At 71.6% G+C, this 24,724-nt stretch carries 20 protein-coding genes, 2 tRNA genes and 3 pseudogenes; 13 read left to right on the top strand and 12 right to left on the bottom strand.

What is annotated here, in order from left to right:
- Nucleotides 1-5: 5 nt before the first annotated feature.
- Genes ACTMSW_RS03025 through ACTMSW_RS03015 form a run of 3 tightly spaced genes read right to left on the bottom strand, consistent with a single transcriptional unit; the run spans nt 6 to nt 3,501 of the window.
- Nucleotides 6-794 carry an FkbM family methyltransferase gene (locus tag ACTMSW_RS03025; RefSeq protein WP_441178861.1) on the bottom strand — a complete coding sequence of 263 codons (789 nt, stop codon included), beginning with the start codon at nt 792-794 and terminating at the stop codon, nt 6-8.
- Nucleotides 795-825: 31 nt separating this feature from the next.
- The gene (locus ACTMSW_RS03020; protein ID WP_441178860.1) at nt 826-2,562 is read right to left on the bottom strand and encodes a sulfatase-like hydrolase/transferase; all 1,737 of its coding nucleotides are present in this window, start codon (nt 2,560-2,562) and stop codon (nt 826-828) included.
- A 51-nt stretch (nt 2,563-2,613) separates the two neighbouring features.
- Nucleotides 2,614-3,501: a CDP-alcohol phosphatidyltransferase family protein gene (locus ACTMSW_RS03015; protein ID WP_441178859.1), complete on the bottom strand. Its 888-nt coding sequence runs from the start codon at nt 3,499-3,501 to the stop codon at nt 2,614-2,616.
- Nucleotides 3,502-3,702: 201 nt separating this feature from the next.
- Here ACTMSW_RS03015 and ACTMSW_RS03010 point away from each other — a divergent pair, with 201 nt between their 5' ends.
- The 6 genes from ACTMSW_RS03010 to ACTMSW_RS02985 all read left to right on the top strand — a co-directional run bounded on the left by ACTMSW_RS03010 (nt 3,703) and on the right by ACTMSW_RS02985 (nt 11,722).
- On the top strand, nt 3,703-4,989 hold the full coding sequence (locus tag ACTMSW_RS03010; protein ID WP_441178858.1) for an ROK family protein: 1,287 nt from the start codon (nt 3,703-3,705) through the stop codon (nt 4,987-4,989).
- A gap of 140 nt (nt 4,990-5,129) precedes the next feature.
- Nucleotides 5,130-7,934 carry a carbohydrate-binding protein gene (locus ACTMSW_RS03005; protein ID WP_441178857.1) on the top strand — a complete coding sequence of 935 codons (2,805 nt, stop codon included), beginning with the start codon at nt 5,130-5,132 and terminating at the stop codon, nt 7,932-7,934.
- Between the two features lie 10 nt (nt 7,935-7,944).
- Nucleotides 7,945-9,645, top strand: coding sequence for a ThuA domain-containing protein (locus ACTMSW_RS03000; protein ID WP_441178856.1), 1,701 nt, complete (start codon nt 7,945-7,947; stop codon nt 9,643-9,645).
- A 76-nt stretch (nt 9,646-9,721) separates the two neighbouring features.
- The gene (locus ACTMSW_RS02995; RefSeq protein WP_441178855.1) at nt 9,722-10,597 is read left to right on the top strand and encodes an alpha/beta fold hydrolase; all 876 of its coding nucleotides are present in this window, start codon (nt 9,722-9,724) and stop codon (nt 10,595-10,597) included.
- 51 nt (nt 10,598-10,648) lie between these two features.
- Nucleotides 10,649-11,170: an HAD domain-containing protein gene (locus tag ACTMSW_RS02990; protein WP_441178854.1), complete on the top strand. Its 522-nt coding sequence runs from the start codon at nt 10,649-10,651 to the stop codon at nt 11,168-11,170.
- Between the two features lie 54 nt (nt 11,171-11,224).
- The gene (locus ACTMSW_RS02985; RefSeq protein ID WP_441178853.1) at nt 11,225-11,722 is read left to right on the top strand and encodes an NUDIX domain-containing protein; all 498 of its coding nucleotides are present in this window, start codon (nt 11,225-11,227) and stop codon (nt 11,720-11,722) included.
- A gap of 118 nt (nt 11,723-11,840) precedes the next feature.
- Here the strand turns inward: ACTMSW_RS02985 and ACTMSW_RS02980 are convergent, their stop codons facing one another.
- Together ACTMSW_RS02980 and ACTMSW_RS02975 are read right to left on the bottom strand one after the other, a co-directional pair.
- Entirely contained in the window at nt 11,841-12,293 is a 453-nt protein-coding gene (locus ACTMSW_RS02980; protein WP_441178852.1) for a SitI3 family protein, read from the bottom strand.
- Between the two features lie 10 nt (nt 12,294-12,303).
- A pseudogene (locus ACTMSW_RS02975) lies at nt 12,304-12,540 on the bottom strand (hypothetical protein); the annotation flags it as partial.
- Between ACTMSW_RS02975 and ACTMSW_RS02970 the strand changes: the two are divergent.
- From ACTMSW_RS02970 to ACTMSW_RS02960, 3 genes and pseudogenes are all read left to right on the top strand, one after another.
- Nucleotides 12,501-12,893 (top strand): annotated as a pseudogene (locus ACTMSW_RS02970) (flavoprotein); the annotation flags it as partial. The pseudogenes ACTMSW_RS02975 and ACTMSW_RS02970 sit on opposite strands and share 40 nt — an antisense overlap.
- A 466-nt stretch (nt 12,894-13,359) precedes the next feature.
- Nucleotides 13,360-13,701, top strand: coding sequence for a hypothetical protein (locus tag ACTMSW_RS02965; protein WP_441178851.1), 342 nt, complete (start codon nt 13,360-13,362; stop codon nt 13,699-13,701).
- 265 nt (nt 13,702-13,966) lie between these two features.
- Nucleotides 13,967-14,116 (top strand): annotated as a pseudogene (locus ACTMSW_RS02960) (helix-turn-helix domain-containing protein); the annotation flags it as partial.
- Between the two features lie 293 nt (nt 14,117-14,409).
- On the opposite strand, the gene ACTMSW_RS02955 reads toward ACTMSW_RS02960, so the two are convergent.
- Nucleotides 14,410-14,485 (bottom strand) — tRNA-Lys (locus tag ACTMSW_RS02955).
- Nucleotides 14,486-14,671: 186 nt separating this feature from the next.
- Between ACTMSW_RS02955 and ACTMSW_RS02950 the strand changes: the two genes are divergently transcribed.
- Nucleotides 14,672-15,925 carry an Ig-like domain-containing protein gene (locus ACTMSW_RS02950; RefSeq protein WP_441178850.1) on the top strand — a complete coding sequence of 418 codons (1,254 nt, stop codon included), beginning with the start codon at nt 14,672-14,674 and terminating at the stop codon, nt 15,923-15,925.
- 155 nt (nt 15,926-16,080) lie between these two features.
- Nucleotides 16,081-17,385 carry an Ig-like domain-containing protein gene (locus ACTMSW_RS02945; RefSeq protein WP_441178849.1) on the top strand — a complete coding sequence of 435 codons (1,305 nt, stop codon included), beginning with the start codon at nt 16,081-16,083 and terminating at the stop codon, nt 17,383-17,385.
- A 50-nt stretch (nt 17,386-17,435) separates the two neighbouring features.
- Here the strand turns inward: ACTMSW_RS02945 and ACTMSW_RS02940 are convergent.
- Both ACTMSW_RS02940 and orn read right to left on the bottom strand, forming a co-directional pair.
- Nucleotides 17,436-17,508 (bottom strand) — tRNA-His (locus tag ACTMSW_RS02940).
- A 116-nt stretch (nt 17,509-17,624) separates the two neighbouring features.
- The gene (gene orn, locus ACTMSW_RS02935; protein ID WP_441178848.1) at nt 17,625-18,221 is read right to left on the bottom strand and encodes an oligoribonuclease; all 597 of its coding nucleotides are present in this window, start codon (nt 18,219-18,221) and stop codon (nt 17,625-17,627) included.
- 67 nt (nt 18,222-18,288) lie between these two features.
- Here orn and ACTMSW_RS02930 point away from each other — a divergent pair, with 67 nt between their 5' ends.
- On the top strand, nt 18,289-19,557 hold the full coding sequence (locus tag ACTMSW_RS02930) for a glycosyltransferase family 87 protein (RefSeq protein ID WP_441178847.1): 1,269 nt from the start codon (nt 18,289-18,291) through the stop codon (nt 19,555-19,557).
- A 117-nt stretch (nt 19,558-19,674) separates the two neighbouring features.
- Here ACTMSW_RS02930 and ACTMSW_RS02925 read toward each other — a convergent pair whose 3' ends face one another.
- From ACTMSW_RS02925 to ACTMSW_RS02910, 4 genes are all read right to left on the bottom strand, one after another.
- Entirely contained in the window at nt 19,675-20,670 is a 996-nt protein-coding gene (locus tag ACTMSW_RS02925; RefSeq protein WP_441178846.1) for a hypothetical protein, read from the bottom strand.
- 141 nt (nt 20,671-20,811) lie between these two features.
- Nucleotides 20,812-21,555 carry a YcnI family copper-binding membrane protein gene (locus tag ACTMSW_RS02920; RefSeq protein ID WP_441178845.1) on the bottom strand — a complete coding sequence of 248 codons (744 nt, stop codon included), beginning with the start codon at nt 21,553-21,555 and terminating at the stop codon, nt 20,812-20,814.
- Between the two features lie 19 nt (nt 21,556-21,574).
- The gene (locus ACTMSW_RS02915) at nt 21,575-23,239 is read right to left on the bottom strand and encodes a copper resistance CopC/CopD family protein (RefSeq protein ID WP_441178844.1); all 1,665 of its coding nucleotides are present in this window, start codon (nt 23,237-23,239) and stop codon (nt 21,575-21,577) included.
- A gap of 110 nt (nt 23,240-23,349) precedes the next feature.
- Nucleotides 23,350-23,994 (bottom strand): zf-HC2 domain-containing protein, encoded by a 645-nt coding sequence (locus ACTMSW_RS02910; protein WP_441178843.1) that lies wholly within the window; start codon nt 23,992-23,994, stop codon nt 23,350-23,352.
- 107 nt (nt 23,995-24,101) lie between these two features.
- On the opposite strand from ACTMSW_RS02910, the gene ACTMSW_RS02905 reads away from it, so the two are divergent.
- Nucleotides 24,102-24,692, top strand: a complete 591-nt coding sequence (locus ACTMSW_RS02905) for a sigma factor (protein ID WP_441178842.1) — start codon at nt 24,102-24,104, stop codon at nt 24,690-24,692.
- The last annotated feature ends 32 nt before the right edge of the window (nt 24,693-24,724 follow it).

Genomic DNA, 24,724 nt, shown 5'->3' with positions numbered 1-24,724 from the left:
GCTGCTCAGCCACCCGACTCCCGGGACACGCAGTACACGTCGCCCGAGTTCGCCTCGTGCGGCAGGGCGAGCAGCTGTTCGGCCATCTCGTCGGCGGTGACCCAGCGCTGGAACGACATCGACTTGTCGTCGCCGAGTGCGACGTCGAACCCGTCGAAGCCGAGCGCGGTCAGGCGGTCCAAACACCGGAGGGCTACCTCGCGCGCGATCGTGGTGAACTCGAACGACAGGGCGGGAAGCGGACGGCTCAGGCCGGCCAGCACCGCGTCCTCGAAACCCTCCACGTCGATCTTGACGAAGGCCGGCACGCCGTACTGGTCGATCAGCGCGTCGAAGGTCACGACCGGGACCTCGATCTCCGCGTCCCACACCTGGTCCTCCCACCCGCCCGCGCCGTCGGCCGCCCGTACGAAGTGGGTGGACGCGGTGGACACGGTGGGGTTGGCGGAGTTGACGTGGAACCGTACGCTGCCGCCGGCCGCGCCGCAGGCCGCCTCCACCAGCGTCACCCGGTCGTCGTCGGCGTAGATCGCCCGCAGGGCGCGCACGCAGAGCGGCTGCGGCTCCACGGCGACGACCCGCGCCCCCAGACGGCGGAAGCTGCCGATGTGGTCACCCACGTGGGAGCCGATGTCGAAGACGAGAGCCCCCGGCTCGACGAAGCGGGAGTAGAAGGCGTCCATCCGGGCGTCGCGGTGCGGGTCGCCGTAGTACACGTCGAGCGACCGGCTCAGCGCGGCGGTGGCCGGATCGTCCTTGAGCATGGCGATCCTGGTGGCGACCGTGTCCGTCATCTACCTGTGGTCCTCTTCTCGAAGGGGGCCGTCATCGCGGGCTGAAGGCGGTGAGGAACCGGTCCCGGAAGGCGTCCATCCGCCAGACCGGCGCCCGGGGGTCGGGCTTCAGCCCGTCCTGCCAGCCCCACCCGGCGATCCGGTCCAGTACGGCGCGGTCGCGGGTGACGATGGAGATGGGCACGTCGTGGCTGGCGTTCTCACCGGTGATGACCGGCGCCGGCTGGTGGTCGCCGAGAAAGATGAACACCAGGTCGTCGTCGCCGTAGGTCTCCACGTAGGAGATGAGCGTGCCGAGCGTGTACTCGATGGAGTTCCGGTAGTCAGCGCGGATCCGCTTGGCGCTGCGCCGCCGCTCGTCCTTCCCGCTCCCGGCGGCGTCCTGGAAGATCGCGCCGTCACCGATGGCCGCCCAGTCGACCAACGGCGGTACGGGCGTCCAGGGGGAATGGCTCGACACCAGGGCGAGTTCCGTCATCGTCGGTCCGTCGCCCTGCCGCGCCTGCTCCAGTCGCCGCCAACTGGACAGGGTGTACTGGTCGGGCATCGTGCCGAAGCTGAACTTCGGGCCGCGGTAGGCGAGCGTGTTGGCGTCGTAGAAGCGGTCGTAGCCGTAGAAGGAACCCTCGGGCCACGCCCTGGTGACGGCGGGCATGACGCCCACGGTCTGCCAGTCCGCCCGCTGGAAGGCGCCGCCGAGCGTCATCCGGTCGCTCGCCAGCAGCGTGCGGTGGCGCTGGTCGTTGTCGATCCAGAGGCCGGAGAGCAGCGTGGCGTGGGCCAGCCAGCTGCCGCCGCCGAACGTCGGCGAGGTGAGGAAGCCGCTCTGCGCGGAGAAGCCGGCCGCGCGCAGGCGGTCGGTCCCGTCGTCGAGGACGGCGCCCACCTGCGGTGCGAACTCCGGATCCTCGACGGCGTCCCGGCCGTAGCTCTCCACGAAGGCGATGACCACGTTCTTGCCGCGCAGTGCCGTCAGCATCCGGTCGCCCGGCGTGTCCCGGAACGCGTCGCCGTCGATCGCGGTGGAGAACGTCTTCCGGTCGTTCAGGCGCAGGCGCACCTGGAACCCGTGGCCGTTGGTCAGGGTGGTCGCGGACGTGTCGGCGACCGGTACGCCCGGAGCCACCTGGACGCCGAACGCGGCGCACGCCACCCAGACGACCACCAGCGCCGCGACGGTCCGGGTGGTGCCGGTGTGGTGCCGGACGACCAGGTGGCTCAGCCGCAGCATCGACAGGGCGACCAGGACGGGCAGGGCGACCGCGGCAAGCGCCAGCGCGACGGCGACGCCGATCGCCGTGGGTCGGCCGTACGACTCGGACACGAACCCGAACGCCTCGTCGAGCAGCGCCCAGTCGAGCACCAGGTCGAACGCCCGGCTGAGCGATGCGGAGAACCCGAGGTCGAGCAGCTTCAGCAGGCCCAGCAGGCCGAGAGCCACACCGGCGAGCGCGGCGACCAGCAGCCGCCCGCGACGCGGCAGGGCGAGCAGCAGGGCGACGAGCAGGAGTGCCTCCAGGGGGATCCGGACGAAGGCGCCGGGCGAGAGGCGACCGAAGTCGTACGGCGCGGTGAGCGCGAGCAGCACGAGCAGCACGGCCAGGACGGTCACCAGCCGGCTCCGGACGGAACGCCAGGTCCGGGCGGTGGCGCCGGGGTCGTCGTCGTCGGGGGCACCGCCCGACGTACCGTCGGTGTGTCCGTCGGCCGCCGGGTCGTCCTGCCCGGGCCACCGCCCCTGGGCCGGGCGCCGGCGTACCCGCGTCATGAGCGACAACCTGGGGTCCTTCCGTTGATCCTGGTGATGCGGCGGCGGGTCTCAGACCCGGACGATCCCGTCCCGAGCCACCGGGACCCGCGGAGGTTCGTGCCTCGCCGGCCCACCCGGCATCTCCCGGAGCGGTCCGCCCCGTCGTAGGGTGGCGACCTCGATGCCACGGTTCGTGGCACGGCCCGCGTGGACCGGGATCTCCACCCTGTCCGGACGGGTCGGCGCCCTCCCGACGGTCGCCCGGCGGGTGCGACGGGTCGTCCACAGCCAGCGGACGTCGCGGCCGAACGACTCGACGAGCAGCGCCAGCGACACCATCAGCACGACGACCGTCAGCGGACCGGCCAGCACCTCGGCCATCACCACCGTCAGCGCCACGCCCTGGATCGCTGCGACGACCTTACGCCAGTAGCGCGGCGGCAACGATCCACGCATCCACGGCAGCCCCCAGCTGGCGGCGACGAAGGCGTACCGCATCGCACCGATCGCGAGCACCCAACCGCCCGCCGACGGTGCCACGTAGGCGCAGAGCACCAGCACGAGGAACGAGTCGACCTCCATGTCGAAGCGCGCACCCAGCTCGCTGGTGGTCCCGGTACGGCGGGCCGTGTACCCGTCCACCGCGTCCAGCGCCAGCGCCACGGCGGTGAGGGTGACCATCAGCGCGACCGGCGCCGGGCGGTCGAACGAGTCCGCCGCCAGCGCCGTCACGCCGCCGGCGAGGATCGCCCGGCCCAGGGTCACCCGGTCGGCCGGGCTGAGACCGCGTGCGCCGGAACGGGACAGTCCCCGGCTGAGCAGGGCGCACAGGACCATCCCGTAGCCCAGACCCGCCAGCCAGCCCGCCGTGCCGAGGCCGACCGTGCCGGCGAGCACCGCGAGCAGGACGGTCTGCACCAGCAGTCCGACGACCGGACCAGTTCGCACCGTGGGCATCGTGCCTCCGTGAATCTGATTGGCGACCCTGACACTGAACACGGGAAATACGGCCGATCGGTTCGTTCTGGACGCAGGTGAACGCGATGTCGTCGGAGCAGGCCGAGCCGACGCCCGTCCGTCCACCCCGCAGGACAGCTATTGCCATCGATGTAGGGCTCGTGCTTGATTAGTCTCGCCACCAGACGAAATGGGGCGGACATGACGGGCCGGGATCGCGTCGCGCGGACACGGGCCGCCACCGCGCCCACCGACCAGCTGTCGCTGCGGCGCACCAACCTCAGCCGCGTCCTCGTCCACCTGCGGGACCACGGCCCCCGACCGAGGGCGACCATCGCCACCGGCACGGGCCTGCACAAGGCCACCGTGTCCAGCCTCGTCGACGAGTTGCTGACCCGTCGGCTGGTCCGGGAGATCGGCCTCCAGCGCTCGGGCTTCGCCGGGCGGCCGGGACGGGTCCTCGCCCTCGACGGCGCCACGGTGGGCGCGCTCGGCGTCGAGATCAACGTCGACTATCTGGGTGTGCACGGCATCGACCTGGCCGGGCGTCCGGTGGTCGAGCGGCGTACGGCCTTCGACGCCGCCGGCAGCGGGCCCGACGCCGCGGTCGACCGACTCGCCGGAGTGATCCGCGGAGCGCTGCGCGACATGCGGCGACGAGACGCGCCGGCGGCCGGCGTGGTGGTCGCCGTGCCCGGCCTGATCGACGTCGAGCGTGGCGTGGTCGTCCTGGCACCCAACCTGGGCTGGCGCCACCTCCCGCTGGCCGACCGCCTCCGCGCCGCGCTCCCGGCGCACCTCCCGGTCGAGGTGGACAACGACGCGAACCTCGCCGCCCTCGCCGAGTACACCTACGGCGTCGCGGCCGGCACCGACGACCTGGTCTACCTGACCGGTGAGGTGGGCGTCGGCGGCGGCATGATCGTCGGGGGTCGGCTGTTGCGCGGGGCCGAGGGTTTCTCCGGCGAGGTGGGCCACCTCCCCGTCGACCCGGCCGGACGGCGCTGCGGCTGCGGGCGTACCGGCTGCTGGGAGACGAAGGTCGGCCTGGCCGAACTGGTCCGCCTGATCACCCCCGAGCAGCCCCACACCCACCAGGTCCGCGACCCCGAGGAACGGCTGCGCGAGATCAGCCGACGGCTGGAGGCCGGCGATCCGGTCGCCGAGGCGGCGGTCGCGCAGGTGGGGCGCTGGCTCGGCCTGGGTGGCGCGATCCTGGTCAACCTGGTCAACCCCCGGGCGATCGTCCTCGGTGGATACTTCGCCACCCTGGCGGACCGGCTGCTCCCCACCGCGCAGCGGGAACTGGACCGTCTCGCGGTGGCGGGTCCGGCCGCCCGCTGCCGTTTCGTCGCCTCGAACCTCGGCTTCACGGCCGCCGCGCGGGGCGCGGCGGGCGTGGTCGTCGACCGGGTCCTCGCCGACCCGACCACCGTCGGTACCGCACCGGCGACCGCAGCCCGCGGCACGTCGGCGGTGCCCGGCTGACCCCGTCCGTCCGCTGGCGGCCCCGGCACCCGCCAGCCCGACCACCACCATCCCCACCACCATCCCCCACCACCGGCATCCAGCGCGGCGGCGCGCGCTCTGCCTGGCTGTTCCCCCAGCTCAGGAGAGGAAGTACGCCCATGTCCCCGTCCCGACGGAGGCGCTGGTCGCGGCTGTTCCACGCCGCCCTGCTCAGCGTCGCCGGCAGCGTGGTCGCCGTCACCGGCACCACGACCCCTGCCGCCGCCCACACCACCATCGACCCGGCCGACTACCAGCAGGTGACCCTGGCGATCGGCTCGGCCGAACTCGGCCAGGCGATGTCCCTGGCCGTCCTGCCGAACCGGTCGGTCCTGCACACCGCCCGTGACGGCACGGTGCGGCTCACCGACGCCGCGGGCAACACCAGCGTCGCCGGCAAGTTGAGCGTCTACACCCACGACGAGGAAGGCCTGCAGGGGGTGGGGGTCGACCCGAACTTCGCCACCAACCGCCACGTCTACCTCTACTACTCGCCGAAGTTGAGCACTCCGAGCGGCGACGCACCGAAGACGGGCACCGCCACCGACTGGGCCGCGTGGAAGGGCGAACTGTGGCTGTCGCGCTTCGTGCTCACCACCTCCAACACCCTCGACCTGGCCTCCGAGAAGGTGGTGCTCAAGGTCCCGTCCGACCGTGGCCAGTGCTGCCACGTCGGCGGTGACATCGACTTCGACGCCGCCGGCAACCTCTACCTGACCACCGGTGACGACACCAACCCGTTCGAGTCCTCCGGTTCGTCACCCATCGACGAGCGCACCGACCGCAACCCGCAGTTCGACGCCCAACGCACCTCGGCCAACACCAACGACCTGCGGGGCAAGCTGCTGCGGATCAAGGTGAACGCGGACGGTTCGTACTCGATCCCCACCGGAAACCTCTTCCCGGTCGGCACGGCCAAGACCCGGCCGGAGATCTACGCGATGGGCTTCCGCAACCCGTTCCGCATGAGCGTCGACCGGGCCACCGGCGTGGTCTACCTCGGTGACTACGGCCCGGACGGCGGTGCGGTCACCGGACGCGGGCCGGCCGGACAGGTGGAGTTCGACCGTATCCCGGGACCGGGCAACTACGGCTGGCCCTACTGCACCGGCACGAACACCCCGGAGGAGACCTACCACGAGTGGGACTTCGCCACCGGTACCGGCGGAGCGAAGTACGCCTGCGCGACCGGCCCGACCAACAACTCGTTCCGTAACACCGGCCTGACCACCCTGCCACCGGCCAAGGCGTCCTGGATCCGGTACGGCGGCTCGGCCGGCTCGCCCCCGGAGTTCGGCAGCGGCTCCGAGTCCCCGATGGGTGGCCCGGTCTACCGCTACAACGCGGCCCTGAACTCGTCGGTCAAGTTCCCGGCCGACCTCAACGGCCACTACTTCGCCGGCGAGTACGGCCGCAAGTGGATCAAGGCCATCGACGTCAACGCCGACGGGTCGCCGGGCTCCATCGCCTCCTTCCCCTGGCAGGGCACCCAGGTGATGGACATGGCGTTCGGGCCGGACGGGGCGCTCTACGTGCTCGACTACGGCACCTCCTCGACCAACGTCGCGCTGTACCGGGTCGAGTACAAGCCCGGCCCCAAGGCACCCGTGGCCAAGGCGTCGGCGAACAAGACGTCGGGGGCGGCACCGCTGACCGTCACGTTCTCCTCCGCCGGCAGTTCCGACCCCGAAGGGGGCGCGCTCACCTACCGGTGGACCTTCGGCGACGGCGCCACCTCGACCTCGGCGAACCCGTCGCACACCTACACCACCAACGGCCAGTACACCGCGACACTCACGGTGACGGACCCGACCGGGCTCACCGCCACCGCCAGCGTGCCGATCACCGTCGGCAACACCGCACCCGTGGTGACCCTCACCAGCCCGGCCGTCGGGCAGCTCTTCACCTTCGGCGACACCCTACGGTTCTCGGTCACCGTGACCGACGCCGAGGACGGCACCGTGGACTGCGCCAAGGTGACCGTCAGCTACCTGCTCGGCCACGACAGCCACGACCACGGGATCACCTCGACGACCGGCTGCACCGGGACGATCACCATTCCCGTCGACGGTGAGCACGACGCCTCGGCCAACATCTACGGCGTCATCGACGCCGAGTACACCGACGGCGGAGGATTGACCACCCACGCGCGGGCGGTGCTGCAACCCCGCCACCGGCAGGCCGAGCACCACTTCGGACAGGTCGGCATCCAGGTCGTCGACAAGGCCGGCGCCGAAGGCGGCAAGACCGTCGGATTCATCGACAACGGTGACTGGGTTTCCTTCCAGCCGTACCGGCTCAGCGGCGCCGCGACCTTCGTCGCGCGGGTCTCCTCGGCCGGCGCCGGCGGCACCATCCAGGTGCGCGCCGGCTCCTCCACCGGCACCCTGCTCGGGTCGGTCACCGTGCCGGTGACCGGAAGCTGGGAGAGCTTCACCACCGTCAGTACGACGCTCTCCTCGGCACCCGCCGGATCGGGACCCCTCTTCCTGGTCTTCACCGGCGGCAGCGGCAACCTCTTCGACGTCGACGCCTTCACCCTCACCGGCCCGACCGAGGCGGAGTCGTACAGCTCCCAGTCCGGCGTCCAGGTGGTCGACAAGCCCGAGGCCGACGGCGGTAGGACCGTCGGATTCATCAACAACGGCGACTGGACCGGGTACGCCTCGGTCTCCACCAGCGGCAGGACCCGGTTCGCCGCCCGGGTCTCCTCCGCCGGGTCCGGCGGCACCATCCAGGTACGCGCCGGCTCGTCCACCGGAACCCTCCTGGGATCGGTCACCGTGCCGGTGACCGGGAGCTGGAGCACCTTCCAGACCGTCTCCACCACCCTCACGACCACCGGCTCCGGCCCGTTGTTCCTCGTCTACACCGGCACCGGCACCGGATCCCTGTTCGACGTCGACTCGTTCACCCTCTCCTGAGAGGATCACCATGCCTTTTGTCAAAGCACGACGCCTGGTGGCCGTGGCAGCCGCCGCGCTGCTGGCCGGCAGTCTCGCCCCGGCACCGCCGGCGTTGGCCGCCGACCCGGCGTACCAGGTCCTGGTCTTCTCCAAGACGGCCGGCTTCCGGCACGACTCCATCGCCGTCGGCACGCAGGCCGTCCGGGACCTCGGCGCGGCGAACAACTTCACCGTCACCGCCACCGAGGACGCCGCCGCGTTCACCACCACCAACCTGGCCCGGTTCAAGGCGGTGGTCTTCCTCAACACCACCGGCGACGTCCTCGACGCCACCCAGCAGAGCGCCTTCGAGGCGTACGTCAACGGCGGCGGCGGCTTCGTCGGCATCCACTCGGCCGCCGACACCGAGTACAACTGGCCCTGGTACGGCCAGCTCGTGGGCGCCTGGTTCGCCTCGCACCCCGCCATCCAGCAGGCCACCGTACGCGTCGAGAACCGCGCCCACCCGGCCACCGCGCACCTGCCGCGGAGCTGGACCCGCACCGACGAGTGGTACAACTACCGCACCAACCCCCGCTCCTCCGCGCGGGTGCTGGCCAGCCTCGACGAGGGCAGCTACTCCGGCGGCACCATGGGCGACCATCCCATCGCCTGGTGCCGCACGCAGTCCTCGGGCCGGGCGTTCTACACCGGCGGCGGGCACACCCAGGCGTCGTACTCCGACGCGGCGTTCCGGGCGCACCTGCTGGGCGGCATCCGGTACGCGGCCGGTTGGGCAAAGGCCGACTGCCGCCCGGAGACCGGGTACACCACGCTGTACGACGGCTCCACCACCGGCTGGTCGCAGGCCGGGCCGGGCGGGTTCACCAACACCGACGCCACGCTCAGCTCCTTCGGCGGCCTGGGCACGTACTGGTACTCGGCCAAGGAGTTCCGGTCGTACTCCCTGAAGCTGGACTGGCGACTCGCCGGGGACGACAACTCCGGCGTCCACATCGGCTACCCGGCCTCCTCGTCGCCCTGGTCCGGGACCCGGGACGGCTACGAGATCCAGCTCGACGCCACCGACGTGCCCGAGCGCACCACCGGCGCCGTCTACGCGATCAAGGCACCCGACGTGGCCGCCCGCGACGCCGCCCTCAACCCGCCCGGCAGCTGGAACACCTACGAGATCCTGGTGCAGGGCGAACGGGTGCAGGTGTTCCTCAACGGGGTGCGGGTCAACGACTTCACCAACACCGATCCGGCCCGCAGCCTGCAACAGGGCTACATCGGGATCCAGAACCACGGTACGGGCGACGACGTCTCCTTCCGCAACATCCGCGTCAAGGAGCTGACCACCGGCTCGGTGACCGTGGAAGGGGAGTCCTACACCTCGTCCTCGGGGGTGCAGATCGCCAACCACGCCCCGGCCAGCGGCGGCCGTACCCTCGGCTACATCAACAACGGCGACTGGGCGGGCTACTCGCAGGTGAGCACGGCTGGACGGACCGGCTTCTCGGCCCGGATCTCGTCGGGCGGCGCGGGAGGCACGATCCAGATCCGGTCCGGCTCGTCGACCGGGACGCTGCTCGGCTCGGTGACGGTGCCGAACACCGGGGGCTGGGAGACCTTCCAGACGGTGAGCACCACGCTGAACGGCACCGGCACGGGCCCGCTGCACCTCGTCTTCACCGGCGGCTCCGGCTCCCTGTTCGACGTGGACACGCTCACCGTGAGCGGCGGCTGACACGGCGGGGCCGGCGGCCGATCGCGGTCGCCGGCCCCATCCGCGATGGTCACACCCTGCTCGTAGTGTCGCCGTCATGACGACGAAGCAGACTTACACGCTCAGCACGCCCGGCGTCGACCTGGTCTACGACGTACGCGGACCGCTCCCGCCGGCCGACGGTCGGCCCGCGCTCCTCATGATCGGTCAACCGATGACCGCGGAGGGCTTCGACGCGCTCGCCGCCCACTTCACCGACCGCACGGTCGTCACCTACGACCCGCGCGGCCTGGGCCGCAGCAGCCGGAGCGACGGCCGGTCCGACCACACCCCCCAGCAGCAGGCGGCCGACCTCCACCTGCTGATCGAGGCGCTCGGCGCCGGTCCGGTCGACGTGTTCGCGAGCAGCGGCGGCGCGGTGACCGCGCTCGAACTGGTCGCCACCCACCCCGGCGACGTCGTCACGCTGGTGGCGCACGAGCCGCCGATCAACGCCGTGCTTCCCGACGCCGCAGCCGCCGAGCGGGCCCGGGCCGCCTTCCACGAGGCATACCAGGCGAACGGCTTCGGTGCGGGCATGGCCGCATTCATCGCCATGACGTCCTGGCAGGGTGAGTTCACCGACGAGTACTTCGCCCAGCCCATGCCCGACCCGGCGACGTTCGGCATGCCGACCGACGACGACGGCACTCGCGACGATCCGCTCCTGTCGAAGAACTCGTGGGCAATCACCGACTACCGTCCCGACCCGGGGCTGCTCACCGCGGCACCGACCCGGATCGTGGTCGCGGTCGGCGAGGAGTCGGCCGGGACGTACACCGCGCGTACGGCGCTGGGCACCGCGGCCCTGCTCGGCCAGGAGGCCACGGTGTTCCCCAGCCACCACGGCGGGTTCCTCGGTGGCGAGTTCGGTTACGCGGGCAAGCCGGAGGAGTTCGCCGCACGGCTCCGCGAGGTCCTGTCCGCCGGCTGACCATCGCCGCTGACGACGGGGGCTGAGTAGGTTGAGGGCTAACCTATGCAGATGTCCGCCTCGGAGCGCCCGCTGCTGTTCCTCGACGTGGACGGCCCGCTCATTCCGTTCGGAGCACCACCGGACGCGCCACGCAATCAGACCCGTGTACAGGTTCGACCGGACGACGTCCATCCGTTGCTGCACAGGGTCCAACCGGAACACGGCCGCCTGCTGGCCGCCCTACCGTGTGACCTCGTATGGGCGTCCACGTGGATGAGCGACGCGAACGACGTCCTGGCTCCGCTGCTCGGGCTGCCGGCCCTGCCAATGGTGGACTGGCCCGACTCCGACGAGGACGGCGCCCTCCACTGGAAGACCCGCGGCCTGGTCGAGTGGGCGCAGGGTCGTCCCTTCGTGTGGGTCGACGACGAGATCTCCCCTGCCGATCGCGGCTGGGTGTCCGTCCATCACCACGGCCCAGCCCTGTTGCATCGGGTCGACGCCCGTCACGGCCTGACCGACCGCGACTTCACCGTCATCAGCAGTTGGCTGGCGCACCTGCCAAAATCCCACCGTGCTCCGATCCGTTGAAGTCATCCTTCGGGAGCGGGCATGCGCCGAGGGCGAGCCCGTAGGGTCGGTCGCGTGGCCGAGACGCAGACCGAACCGGACCTCTCCTACATCGCCAGCGTGACGCGGGTCCGCGCGGCGGCCGGCCTGATCCTCCGCGACCAGACCGGCCGGGTGCTGCTGGTCCACCCGGCCTACAAGGACGTGTGGGAAGTCCCCGGCGGAACCGTGGAACTGGACGAGTCCCCGGCGGACGCCTGCACACGCGAGATCCGGGAAGAACTGGGCCTGTCGATACCCGCAGGGGCGCTGCTGTGTGTCGACTGGGTGCCGGCGAGCCCGCCGTGGGACGGCGGGCTCATGTTCGTGTTCGACGGCGGGGTGCTGACGGCGGACCAGATCGCGGCGATGCGGCTGTGCCCGGACGAGCTCGACGGCTTCGAGTTCGTCGAGCCGGAACGCCTGGGCGAGGTGTTGATCCCCCGACTGGCTCGGCGGGTCACCGCGGCGATCGCCGCGATCGGACGTGGCGGTGTCTACCTTGACGATGGAGTCGCGACCTCGAGCGGTTAGTCGACCGGGTTGAGCCACGGCCGCAGCCCGGTACCGGGAGATAGAGGTCCCCCTGGACGCGAACCGCCGATGTTCCCCACGCCAGCAGCGTCATCGCCGACGACCGGCTCCGAACCACTCACCGTCCGACAAGATCGTCGCCGCCGTGCACGTCCCACCAACTCGGCGCGTGCCTGCGCAGCGTTCCGGAGAAGCGGGTCAGCAGCAGCCAGTCGGCGTCGAGGATCAGCGCGGCGTCCTCCGGCCGCTCTCCCAGCACCCGGGCCACAGACGCCAGCATCTCCCGCGTCGCCCGGTCGGATGATTCGTCCTTGCTCAGCCGGAAGCCGATGGTGACGTACCGCTCCGGTTCCCACTCCCACACCGAGCCGTCACCATCCTCGGCCTCGAAGTAGCCGTGGGATCCGGCGTAGATGCTCACCGCGTAACCACACCGATCGCGGAGGTCCGCGCTCAACACCCGGGGCCTGCCATCTGCCGCCGACTCCTCAACACCGACCGGGGCGACGACGTTGGCCAGCACATCGAGAGGAATGTCGCCGGCCAGTGTCAAGCGGTACTCGGTCGCCATGGATAGCCCTTCAGTCTCGTCGCAGGATCTGGATTATCGCCCCGCTGCGCGTCACCGCCACCAGTTCCTTCAGCCCCGGGAGCGGCCAGTCGTCGAACTGCTTCTGCAACGCCGCGAGATCGCCACGCCAGTCGTTGAGGTTGACCACCACCCGTTGGGTCTGCTCACTGGCGATCTTGTCGGCAACCCCGCTCCACACGCCTCGCACGCTCTTCGCCGGCGTCGGGGAGTAGCAGTCGAAGACGTGTTCCCGCCGCCGACGCCCTGGTCATCGCACCGGCGACGTACAACTCGATCAACAAGGTCGCCCTTGGCCTCGCCGACAACTACGCCATGACCTCGGTCGCCGAGCTGATCGGCAGGCAGGTGCCGACCGTCATCGTCCCGTTCGTCAACGCCGCCCTCGCCGCGCGGGCACCGTTCCGGCAGGCCGTGGCCAGCCTCCGCGACGAAGGGGTACGCGTCCTGCTCGGCCCCGACGACCAATGGGAACCGCACCCGCCCGGCAGCGGCAACGAGCGGCAGAAAGCCTTCCCCTGGGCGGTGGCGTTCGACACAGCCGCCCGGCTCGCCCACGAATATCGACCGGCCGCTTCCGGCCCCGGTCCAACGGCTCCCGAGCACCCATCGAGCGACCACCCACAGGCTGCGCATACGAAAAAGGCCCCGACCCGGTGTGAACCACCAGGTCAGGACCTTGCTCGTTGGTGCGCCGCCAGGGACTCGAACCCCGAACCCGCGGATTAAGAGCATGATCTTGGTCGAGTCAACCGGTCCACTCGGGTCGCGAGAGTCCATCTGTTCGCGGTTCTGGCCCGATTCCGTTGGGTCGGCGTCCCAGGCAGTCCACCCGACCACGGGACCGTCTCACGGCACCCGAGCACCCGTGGAGCACCCAGATGTACGACCATCCCGCCGGCCGTCTGGTTAAGCGACTGAAAGAATTTCCGCACACACCACCACATCGGCGTACGGCAGCAACGCCGCCTGCCGCTGGTGTACGGCATGCTCTCCGGGTAGGACGTCATCCGCATCGGCTTCTGATGTTCCAGTTCTGTTACTCGGCATGGGGGTCCTGGTGTTGGCGGTGCTGTTCGACGACGACCTGGAGTGGTGGATCCAGGGCAGGGTGCTGTCGCACGTCATGAGGCTGGTCCCCGCCGACGTGGCCGCAGTCGACGAGTTCGACGAGTGGCTCAGCCCCGGCCGGGCAATGGGATATCTGGACATCCGGAAGATCGAAGATTCGGAGGCTGCCAAGCGGCTCGTGCGTGCGCTGTCCGTGGGCGCCCGCAGGGCCCTGGAGAAGACGCAGGAGCAGGAGCCGACAGACGAGAAGATGGTCGAGTTCTACCGTGGCCTCTGCCGGACGGTGGACAAGGCGGTTCGGCTTCCTCGTTTCTCGTGACGTGTCGTCGCGTCACATGGTCGGTCGTTGATTGAGTGATGCCACCGTCGCCGAATCCGCCGACCCGGCGGGGTGGCGGAAAAGGGGCGTCCCCTCAGGGGGACGCCCCTTTTCCTTCGTGTGGGTCGGCTTTCCCATCCTCCGAGCACCCACTGGCGCCTCCACCTCCCCGTCGGCGCGGCCGCGGTGCCGCTACAGATCTTGAATGGCCAGGTTCGTCCGATGTGGTCTGTGTGATGGGCTTGGGCTGGGGTAGATCGATGGGATGAGGTATCCCGATGGAGGTGGGTTGTCCGCGCGGGGGCGGGCCAGGCGCGAGGTGGTGCGGCGGCAGGTGGCGGGGTGGTTCGCCGAGGGTGTGTCGGTGCCGGAGATCGCGCGCAGGTTGCGGGTGTCGCAGACCGCGGTGTACCGGTGGCGGGCCGGTGGTGAACAGGCCCTCGCCTCGAAGGGGCCCGGTGGGTTTCGGTGTCGCCTGGATGAGGGGCGGCTGCGGCGGTTGGCCGATGCTCTGGAGCGGGGGCCGGCGGCGCACGGGTTCGGCGCCGCTCGTCGAATCCGAGCGCGTGTCCATGCGCTCGGTGCCATGTCTACCGGCCGCCAGCCCGGTCCAACGGCTCCCGAGCACCCACCGAGCCACCGCCCACCGCCCGCGTACCCGAAAAAGGCCCCGACCCAGTGTGAACCACCAGGTCAGAGCCTTGATCGTGGTGCGCCGCCAGGGACTCGAACCCCGAACCCGCGGATTAAGAGTCCGCTGCTCTGCCAGTTGAGCTAGCGGCGCTCGTCGGCAACGGGGAGAAGATTAGCACGCCCTCCGAGGGGGGTTCCAATCCACTCCCCGGCTCCTCCCTTCGGCCCCGCTTACCGGTCAAAAGGAGCAAAACCCCCGCCCACGCCGCGACCGGGCATTGAGGGACGGCGGCGATACGGCACGATGTGCGCCAGGCACGCGAGAACAGAGGTGGGGATGGGCAGGTTCACGCGGTCCGGGGCGATGGTGTGCGCCCTGGCACTGGCGGCGACGCTGGCACTGGGCGGCTGCGGCGCGGACAAGAAGGAAGCGGAGTTTGTCGGCGGCACCACGCCGGCCACGAGCGCGCCGACCGAGTCCGCCGCGCCCGCCGAACCCAAGGGCCCACCGCTGGCGGTGACACCGGCCGACGGCGCGAAGGACCGCCCCGCCAGCGTGGAGATCGGGGCCGACCTGCCCGACGGCGCCAAGGTGTCCAGCGTCACGCTCGCCGCCGCCGACGGCAAGGCGGTGGAGGGCAGGCTGCGCGCCGACGGCTCCTCGTGGGTTCCGTCCGCACCGCTGAAGTACGGCACCCGCTACACCGCCACCGTCACCGCGACGCGGGCCGACGGCACGAGCAGCGAGGGCACCAGCACCTTCACCACGATGAAGAAACCCGGCAAAATGATCAACTCGGGTCTCTACCTGTTCGACGACAAGACCTACGGCGTGGCCATGCCGGTGGTGACCGAGTTCCACCCGGGTATTCCGAAGAAGGACCGGGCGGCTGTCCAGCGGCGGATGTTCGTACGCACCGACCCGCCGCAGCCGGGTGCCTGGCACTGGATCGAGAACGGCACGCAGGCCTACTACCGCGCCCCGAAGTACTGGAAGCCCGGCACCACGATCAGCGTGCGCATCGCCCTGGCCGGCATCCCGCTCAGCAACGGCCGGTACGGCAACGTCGACCGTACGGCGACCGTGAAGATCGGCCGGGCCTTCGAGATGAAGGTCGACAACGCCACCAAGAAGATGACCGTCATGGAGGACGGCCAGGTGGTCCGGACCGTGCCGGTGAGCCTGGGCAAGAAGAAGACCCCGTCCTCCAGCGGCACGATGGTGGTGATGGAGAAGACGGAGTCGACCGTCTTCGACACGCGGGACGATCCCGACCCGGCGAACCGCTACGTCACCGAGATCGACTTCGCCCAGCGGCTCACCTGGGGTGGCGAGTACATCCACGCCGCACCGTGGTCGGAGCACGTGCAGGGCCGGCAGAACGTCTCGCACGGCTGCGTCAACGTCTCCACCGCGCACGCTCGCTGGCTGTTCGAGAAGACCATGGTCGGTGACCCCATCACCATCAAGGGCACCGAGCGTCAGCTCGCGGCCGGTAACGGCTGGACGGCCTGGAGCCTGAGCTGGGCGGAGTTCGTCAAGGGCAGCGCGCTGCCGGTGCCCGAGGGTGGTTCCGGCTCCGCGTTCTGACCGATCGCCGACTGTCGAGTCGTTCGCCCCGCGCGAGGTGACAGAATTCGGACATCTCGCTCGGAGTGTTTCGCTTCACCTTTCGGAACGGGTACCTGCCCTGGCACGTCTGTGAGGCACCATGGGCAACCGGGCACCACGACTGTGAGGGAATCATGCGAGCTGTCTCCGACCAGCGGAATCGGCACGGCGGACGACGCCGTGGACTCGCGGCGGGCCTGCTCGCCGCGGTACTCGCCGTCACCTCCGCCTGCACCTCCGACGACGGCGGCACGTCGCCCGGCTGGCAGGGCGGCGGCGACGCGCCAGCGAGCGCGCCGGCGAGCGCGCCGAAGGCCGCCGCGACCATCGTCGAGCCGGCCGCCGACGCGAAGGACGTCCCCGCCTCCACGGGCATCACCTTCACCACGAAGGACGCCCAGGAGACGACCGTCGAGCTGAAGGACACGGCTGGCACGGCCGTCGAGGGCACGCTGGCGCCGGCCGGCGGGAGCTGGCTGCCGACCGGCGCGCTGGAGTACGGCGAGACGTACACCGCCACGGTGACGGCGACCGGTGACGACGGCAAGCCTGCCACGGCCACGAGCACCTTCACCACGATGGCGAAGCCGGCCAACCAGGTACGGGTGAGCAGTTTCCTCGGCGACGGCCAGGTGGTGGGCGTCGGCATGCCGCTGATCGTCAAGTTCAGCCGCAACATCCCCGAGGACCACCGGGACGACGTGCAGCGCCGGATGACGGTCACCTCGACCCCGGCGCAGGAGGGCATCTGGCACTGGGTCAGCCCGACCGAGATCCGCTACCGCCCGAAGGAGTTCTGGAAGGCGAACAGCACCGTGAAGTACCAGGTCCAGGCCGGCGGCCTGCCCTTGGGCGACGGCTGGTACGGCCGCGCCGACCTGAGCGTCGACGTCAAGATCGGCCCGGCGGTGGTCATGACGGTGGACAACAAGACGAAGCGGATGACCGTCACCAAGGACGGCTCCGTGATCAAGACGATCCCGGTCAGCCTCGGCAAGAAGACCACGCCGTCGTCCAGCGGCACCATGGTCGTGATCGAGAAGCTGCGCAAGACGGTCTTCGACACCTTCGAGGAGCTGGGCCCCGAGGACGGCTACCGCACGAAGATCGACTACGCGCAGCGGCTGACCTGGGGTGGCGAGTTCATCCACGCCGCGCCGTGGTCGGAGGGGCAGCAGGGCCGCGTCAACGTGTCACACGGCTGCGTGAACGTCTCGATGGCCAACGGGGCGTGGCTCTTCGCGAACACCCGCGTCGGCGACCCGATCACCGTCAAGGGCACCGAACGGAAGCTGCAGAACGGCAACGGCTGGACCGACTGGAACATGAGCTGGGAGCAGTACGTCAAGGGCAGCGCCCTGCCGTACGAGCCGGCGTCGGCCGAGCCGACGGCGAGCGCCGACCCGGACGTCAGCCCGACCCCGACTCCGACCCCCTGAGCGGAACGACGAAGGCCCCCTCCACGCGGAGGGGGCCTTTTCGCTCACCGGGTGACTGATGGGAATTGAACCCACGACAACCGGGACCACAACCCGGTGCTCTGCCAACTGAGCTACAGCCACCATGCCGTCCGCCCCGGTCGATCACCCCCGGGCGGGTGCGGAGAAATCATAACCCCACGACCGGCCGACCCGTCCACCGGGTTCCCGCCACCGCCCGACTCCGGGCGGGACGGCGGTCAGAGCTCGGCGGCGATCGCCCGGGCGGTTTCCACGTCGGGGCCGGGCAGGGGCACGAAGAGGGTGCGCCGGTAGTACTCCAGCTCGCGGATGCTCTCCCGGATGTCCGCGAGGGCCCGGTGCGCGAGGCCCTTCTGCGGCTGGCCGAAGTACACGCGCGGGTACCAGCGCCGGCACAGCTCCTTGATCGACGAGACGTCGATCATGCGGTAGTGCAGGTGGGCGTCGAGGCGCGGCATGTCCCGGGTGATGAATCCCCGGTCGGTGGCGATCGAGTTCCCGCACAGCGGGGCGGTACGCGGGTCCTTGACGTGGCTGGTCACGTAGTCCATGACCAGGTCCTCCGCCTCGGCGAGGGTGACCGTGGACCGGCGGACCTCCTCGGTCAGGCCCGACTTGCCGTGCATCGTGCGGACGATCTCCGGCATCGCGTCCAGCGCCGCCTCGTCGGCGTGGATCACCACGTCGACGCCCTCACCGAGCACGTTGAGGTCGGGGTCGGTGACCAGTGCGGCCACCTCGATCAGTTTGTCCCGGCCGAGGTCGAGCCCGGTCATCTCACAGTCGATCCACACGAGAAGATCAGCCACCGGCACAGCCTACGCGCAGCCCACCGGCCGCGCGCCGTGCACCGACGTGGAGGCCGCCCGCTAGGGTTTGCCCGTGCCAGCCGAACCCGTCGCACCGCCCACCACCACCGACGACGAACACGGCGGCCGTACTGTCCGTCGACTCGTCACCGTGCTGGCGCTCGCGGCCGTGCTGCCGGCGCTGTACCTGCCCAACCGGAAGCACGACTTCTTCGACCTGAAGATCTACATGTCGGCCATGGACTGGTGGCGGGCGGGCAATCCGCTTTACGACTACGTCCAGCCGGACCGGGTGCAGGGTGAGCTGTACTTCACCTACCCACCGTTCAGCGCCCTGCTGCTCTGGCCGTTCGGTCTGCTCACCGTGGGCGCGACAGTCTGGATCTTCTCGATCCTCACGGTGGTCGCGGTCGTGGTCACCACCCGCTGGCTGGTCGACCCGGTGATCGCCCGGCACCACCTTCCGCGGATCTTCACGCTCAGCCTGGCGGTGCTGTTCGTGCTCGCCGTGGAGAGCACCCGCGAGACGATCACCTTCGGTCAGATCAACATGCTGCTGGTCGTGCTGATCCTGGCCGACCTGCTCTTCGCCGTACCGAAGGCGCGGCGCTGGGCAGGTGTGGGCATCGGCCTGGCGACGGCGCTCAAGCTCTTCCCGGGCATCTTCATCGTCTACCTGCTGGCCTGCCGCCGGTGGCGGGCCGCGGTGGTGGCCAGTGTCACCGCGGCCGTCGCGACGCTGCTGGCGGCGGCGGTCGCGCCGCGCGACTCCTGGCGGTTCTGGACCCACGAACTGTGGGCGACCGAGCGGGTGGGCCGCACCGACTACACCGGCAACCAGTCGCTGTTCGGGCTGCTGAGCCGGATCACCGCACCGGAGAGGCCGGACCGGCTGCTGTGGTTGGTGCTGGTCACGGTCATCGCCGGGTACGGGCTGTGGCGGGCCGCGCGGGCCGCCCGGGCCGGTGACCTGATCGTCGGTCTCACCCTGACCGGCCTGGTCGGCGCGCTCATCAGCCCGATCACCTGGACCCACCACGTCTACTGGTTCGTCCCGGCGGTGGTGGTGCTGGCCGACGCGGCGTGGGACTCCGACCCGGCGACCCCGTCCGGCGCGCGCCGCCGCCGCTGGCTCACGGTGTCCGCCGTCGCCGTCTCGGCGATCATCGTGTACGGGGTGGTGTCGTTCTACGACTGGGGCGTCGCGCCCGAGCCCGCCGACTCGCCGGGCGAGTTCCTGCTCCGCAACGTGTACGTGCTGTTGAGCCTCGCGCTGCTGGTGACCCTGCCGATCCGGACCCGCGCCGAGAAGGTGCACCAAATGGACAGTCTTCCCGAGTAGCGTGCAATGGCGCTAATCTGGTCTCAACTACCTCGGGCGTCTCTCGGGTAGGCACCGATCCCCCGGTGCGGGTGGCCCTTCGCGTCGGCAGCGCGGAGGGCCGCCGCCGTCTCTTCCTCAGCGCGGTTCGTCCGGGGCGGCGGGGCGCAGCCGCGTCTCCGCCAGGTCACCCTCGGCCGCGCCGGTCGGCGGATCGGTCGGGGCGGGTCCCATCGGTGGCCAGGCGAGCGCCGGGTCACCGACGAGATCCGCGAGCGTCGCGGGGCGGTGGCTCGGCACCGGGCCGAGCACGGGACGCGACCGTTCCGCCGCACCGACCGACACCAGTTGACGGGCGGAGACCGCCGGCCGGTCGCTGTCCCGGGTGGGCTGCGCGCCGAGCCCGCTGAGCGACGTCACGCCGAGCCGGCCGGCCAGCACCGGGACCTGGTCCGGCTCGACCACGAACACCACCTCGCGGGGCCGGCCCGGGCGCAGCAGCAGGAGAGCGGCCAGCACGACGAGCAGCGTGCCGCCGGTGAGCAGCCCCGCCATCGCCGGGGCGGGCCAGCCGGACCGCCATTCCGCCCGCAGGTCCAGGGTCACGTCGGCCCGGCCGTCGGGGCGCATCACGACCAGGCTGAGCTGCCGGTCGGCCAGGTCGCGCGGGGACCACTCCAGGGCTCCCACCCCGTCGCGTACCCAGAAGGGCCGCCCGACCGGCGGGACCGGCGCCACGGACCCGACCGCCGGCCCGGCCGGCTCCAGGCGGACCGGCAGCGGCCCCCGGGACAGTGCCACCCGGCGGACCTCGGCGTGGGCCACCGGGTCCAGCCAGCGCCGCACCTCGTCGGTGGGTGCCAGGCCCACGAACGCCGGTCCGTCCGGCGTGCGCGCCGCGACCCGCAGCCGGGACGACCCGGCACGGGCGAAGGGCGCCTCGGTACGCAGGAGCGCGTCCACGTCGGTGACGACGATCGCGTGGCCCGGCGTGTGGACCGTCTCGAAGCGGGCGGCGAAGGTGCCTCCCGGGTCGGCGTGCCGGTTGAGCTGCCAGAGCGCCCCACCGGCGATCAGTGCCGAGATCCCGACCACCAACAGCAGCGTTCCGACCAGCGCCCGCACGAACCGCATTCGCCTTGTCCCCCTCCGTAGCGGATACCCGGCCGACCTTACCGAGGTGAAGCCGCAGATCAGCGCGGTTCAGGCGGCAACGCGGAGAAAGACGACCGGCCCGTCGGGACGGGTCCCGACGGGCCGGTGCTCAGGCGCGGGTCACGGCTTCGGCGTGGACTCCCGTCGGGTACGCGCGAAGGCCAGCCCGCCCAGCAGCAGTCCGCCGAGCCCGGCGACGAGACCGGCGGTCCCGAGTCCGGTGGCCAGGCCGGTGTCCCCTGCTTCGTCGTCGTCCTCGTCGGCGGCCTCGGCGGCCCCGCCCCCGGCGGTGCCCGGCGTCGGTGCGCCGGACGGGGCGGCAGCCGTCAGGGTGAGCACCGGCGCCGGGCTCTCCGGCTCCTCGGCGCCGGCCACCGGCTCCTCGATCCAGCGCTGCACGTTGCCGTCGGAGTACGTCTGGAGCGTCTTGAACACCATCCGCTCGACCTTCGGCAGGGGGCCGAGGGAGACGGGGAACTCCTGGAACTGCCCCGGCTTCACCCCGGCGTCGGCCGCGGCCGTCCAGGTCAACTTGGACACCGCCTCGGTGAGCTGGCTGCCGTGCACCTCGACCGGCTGGTCGAGCTTGCGCTTCTCCACCGCCACGGTCCAGCCCGGCACCGGCATCGTCGACACCGACCCGACCGGGGCGTTCTCCGGCAGCACCACCTCCACCTTGACCGTGGACGCCGTGTCGCTCTCGTTGGGCACCCGGAACGCGAACCGGCCGTAGCTGCCCTGGGTCGCCTCCTTCGGGTTGACGGTGACGTGTGCCGAGGCGGGCGACGCGACGCCGAGGACGGCGACGGTGACGGCCCCGAGGGCGAGGGCGGCGGCGGTTGCGGAGCGCCGGAGACGCATCATCGGGATGAGAGCCTTCCTGTTACCGGACGGGCACGGTGGCGGTCACCGTGGCCTGGTCGATGTCGGACGTACGGACGGTGATGCGCAGCAGCCACTCCCCCGACGCCGGCAGGTTGATCTCGCCGGTGGCGTGGTTGTCGGTCAGCGGCAGCAGCGGCACCTCGATCGGCTCGATGCCGGCCGCCGGCAGGGCCGCCGTGGCCCGCCACTCGACCACCGGCTGCGGCCGGTTGTCGAGGGTGTACGCGTAGAAGTGCACGGTGTTGTTGCCCCGCTCGGCCGGGTCCATCTCGACCTGGAGCGAGTACAGCGAACTGGTCAGGGTGGTGGAGAAGTAGCCGCTCTCCCCGCCGGTGGTGTCCGTGACGGCGGTCCGCGCCGGAGTGGTCTGCACCAGCGTCGCCGACAGACCGAGCACGATCGCGGTGATCGCCAGCTCCGCCCAGATCGCCCGCCGTACGGGCGCCGGCCGGCCGGCGGCGGTCCGCCGCCGCACCAGCGCCCGGGAGTACGCGGCCACCGCGATGACCAGCGCGAACAACCCGATCTTGCCGAGCAGCAGTTGCCCGTACGTGGTGTCGACGAGGGCGCTCGGGGTGGCCACCTCGATCAGTGCCTGCACGGTGCCGGCGAGCAGCAGCGCGGAGACGGCCAGCGCCGCCCAGCGGGACCAGATCGGCAGGATCGCCCCCAGTTCCCGCTCGTCGGCGCGGCGCAGCAGGAAGCCGGCGAGCATCGCCAGCCCGCCCAGCCAGACGGCCATGCCGCCCAGGTGCACGGCGTCGACGACGACGGAGACGGCCGGCGCGGGCGACGCCGCCGGGTGCCCGGACAACGGCCAGGTCAGCAGCGCCGCCGCGCCCAGGACACCGAGGATCACCAGGTCGGTCCGGCCGACCGGTCCGGCGAACAGCGGCCGGAGCAGGAACGCCGCCGCGGCGAGCAGGCCCAGGCGGACCAGGTGCGTGGCACCGAAGGTGCTGCCGAGCACCCCGGAGAGTCCCTCGCCGCTGACGTCGAAGGGTCCACCGCCGTTGGTGTAGGGCACCTGCAACCAGACCGTGGCCAGGGTGGAGACCGCCACCAGCCCGAGGCCCGTCCAGGCCAGCCGGGCCGGACCCGAGCGGGACAGCCGGCGCGGCCAGAGCGCGGCGAGCACCAGCGCCGGCCCCACCAGGAGCGCCAGGCCGGCGTAGCCCACGAACTTGGCGACCTTGATCCCGTGGGAGACGACGGGGTCCGCGCGGCTGTCGTCACCGGAGTCGGTCGGCGGCGTCGACGGGGCACCCACCGAGTAGGTGAAGGCCCCCGAGACCGGGTGGCTGTCGGCGGAGATCACCCGGTAGCTCACCAGGTACGTGCCGCGCCCGGCGGCCGGGTCCACTCCGATGGTCACCACCCCGCCGTCGAAGGCGGGGTCACCCCGGTCGGCACGGGAGCCGTCCGGCGCGATGACCCGGATCTTCCCGGTCACCTCGCGGACCGCCTCGCTGAAGGTCAGCACCACCTCCGACGGGGCGTCCGGCACCACCGCCGAGGAGTTCGGGCTGCTGCTCACCAGCACCGCGTGGGCGCTGGCCGGAGCGGCCGGTGCGAGCAGCAGGGCGACGACGGTGACCAGCAGGCCGGCGGCGGCGGCGAACCGGGCGGACCAGCGGCGGTGGGCGGCAGTCATAGCGGTCATGCTCGCCCAGACCGCCCTCCGCCGACCAGCCGGGCCGGTCGACGCCCGCGCGTCGGGCGCCGGCCGCGTCGCTGCCGACCCGGAGCGCGGGAACCCCGGACCGGAGCGGGTCACCCGCGCCCCACCGCGACCGCCGCCCGCAGCGGCCGGTCGGTCTCGTCGCTCACCCGGCCCAGGGCCCACAGCAGGCCCGCCTGCACCACGGCGGCGAGGTGGCCCACCTCGTGCACGAGCGCGGTGGTGGAGTTGGCGATGTCCATCGCGCTGGTGCCGGCCAGGCACACCGCCAGGACCAGGGCCACGGGTACGAACGCACGCGCCCGTTCGGGCCGCCACGCGGCCAACGCGAAGCCGACGGCCAGGGCGATGTCGAAGGAGGCCATCTCCCGACTGGTGTGCGGGTCGGCGGCCACCCCCAGCCCGGCGAGCAGGACCGGCAGCGCGACCGTCACCTGGGCGACCGCCGCGACCGCGACCGCGACCCGCAGCACCTGGCGGCGGGCCCGCAGCGCGGCCACCGGCGCCGCCCGGGTCACCGCCGCGTCGGCGGCCACGGCCGCCAGCACCGGGGCCGTCAGGTCCGGCACGGCCACCGGTCGCACCCGGGCCAGCCGGGTCACCCGCTCGGCCGAGGTCAGCCACGACCGGCAGCCCGGGCAGCTCTCCGTGTGCGCCTCCAGCACCGTCGGTGCCGCCCGCGGGTCCTCCCCGTCCAGCCGCGCCGACAGCGCCTCGCGTACGTCGTCGCAGTTCATGAGGGGGTAGTCGACCGATGGTCGGGAAAAGTTCCCGACGTGGCGCACACCATGGAAGGGCCGAAGGGCCCTCCCGCCGCACCACGCTCCGCGTAACCTGGTCTGTCGTGATCCCCGTCCCGCGCGCGAGCGCCGCCACCGGCCCGGCCGACGACGCGGCCACCGCCGCGCGCGAGTCGGCGACCGAGTGGGCACTCGCCGCCCGCGACGGGGATCCGGTCGCCCAGGCCGCGTTCGTGCGGCTCACCCAGGCCGAGGTGTGGCGCTTCGCCGCCGCCCTCGTCGACCCGGACAGCGCGGACGACCTGACCCAGGAGACGTACCTGCGGGCGTTCCGCGCGCTGCCCGGCTTCGAGGGACGGTCCTCCGCCCGCACCTGGCTGCTCGGCATCGCCCGGCGTGCGTGCGCCGACCACCTGCGCACCGTCGTCCGCCGACGCCGCCTCGACGTCCGGCTCGCCGCCGACGCGTGGACCGACCGGCCGCACCCCGACCCCGCCGGTCACCTGGGCGCCGCCGACCTGGTCCGCCGGCTTCCCGCGGAGCGGCGCGGCGCGTTCGTGCTCACCCAACTGCTCGGCCTGTCGTACGCGGAGGCCGCCGCCGTGGAGGGGGTGCCGGTGGGCACCATCCGTTCCCGGGTGGCCCGGGCGCGCAACGACCTGGTCGAGGCCGTCGGCGACGCCCTCGCCGGCTGAGGCGGGAACTTCCCCCGGGGACGGAACGACCA

It is taken from the genome of Micromonospora sp. BQ11 (assembly GCF_052068135.1).
In the GTDB taxonomy this organism is placed as follows: Bacteria; Actinomycetota; Actinomycetes; order Mycobacteriales; family Micromonosporaceae; genus Micromonospora.
The sequence above is the reverse complement of the archived record's forward strand: the minus strand, read 5'-3'. Positions and strand labels throughout refer to the sequence as shown.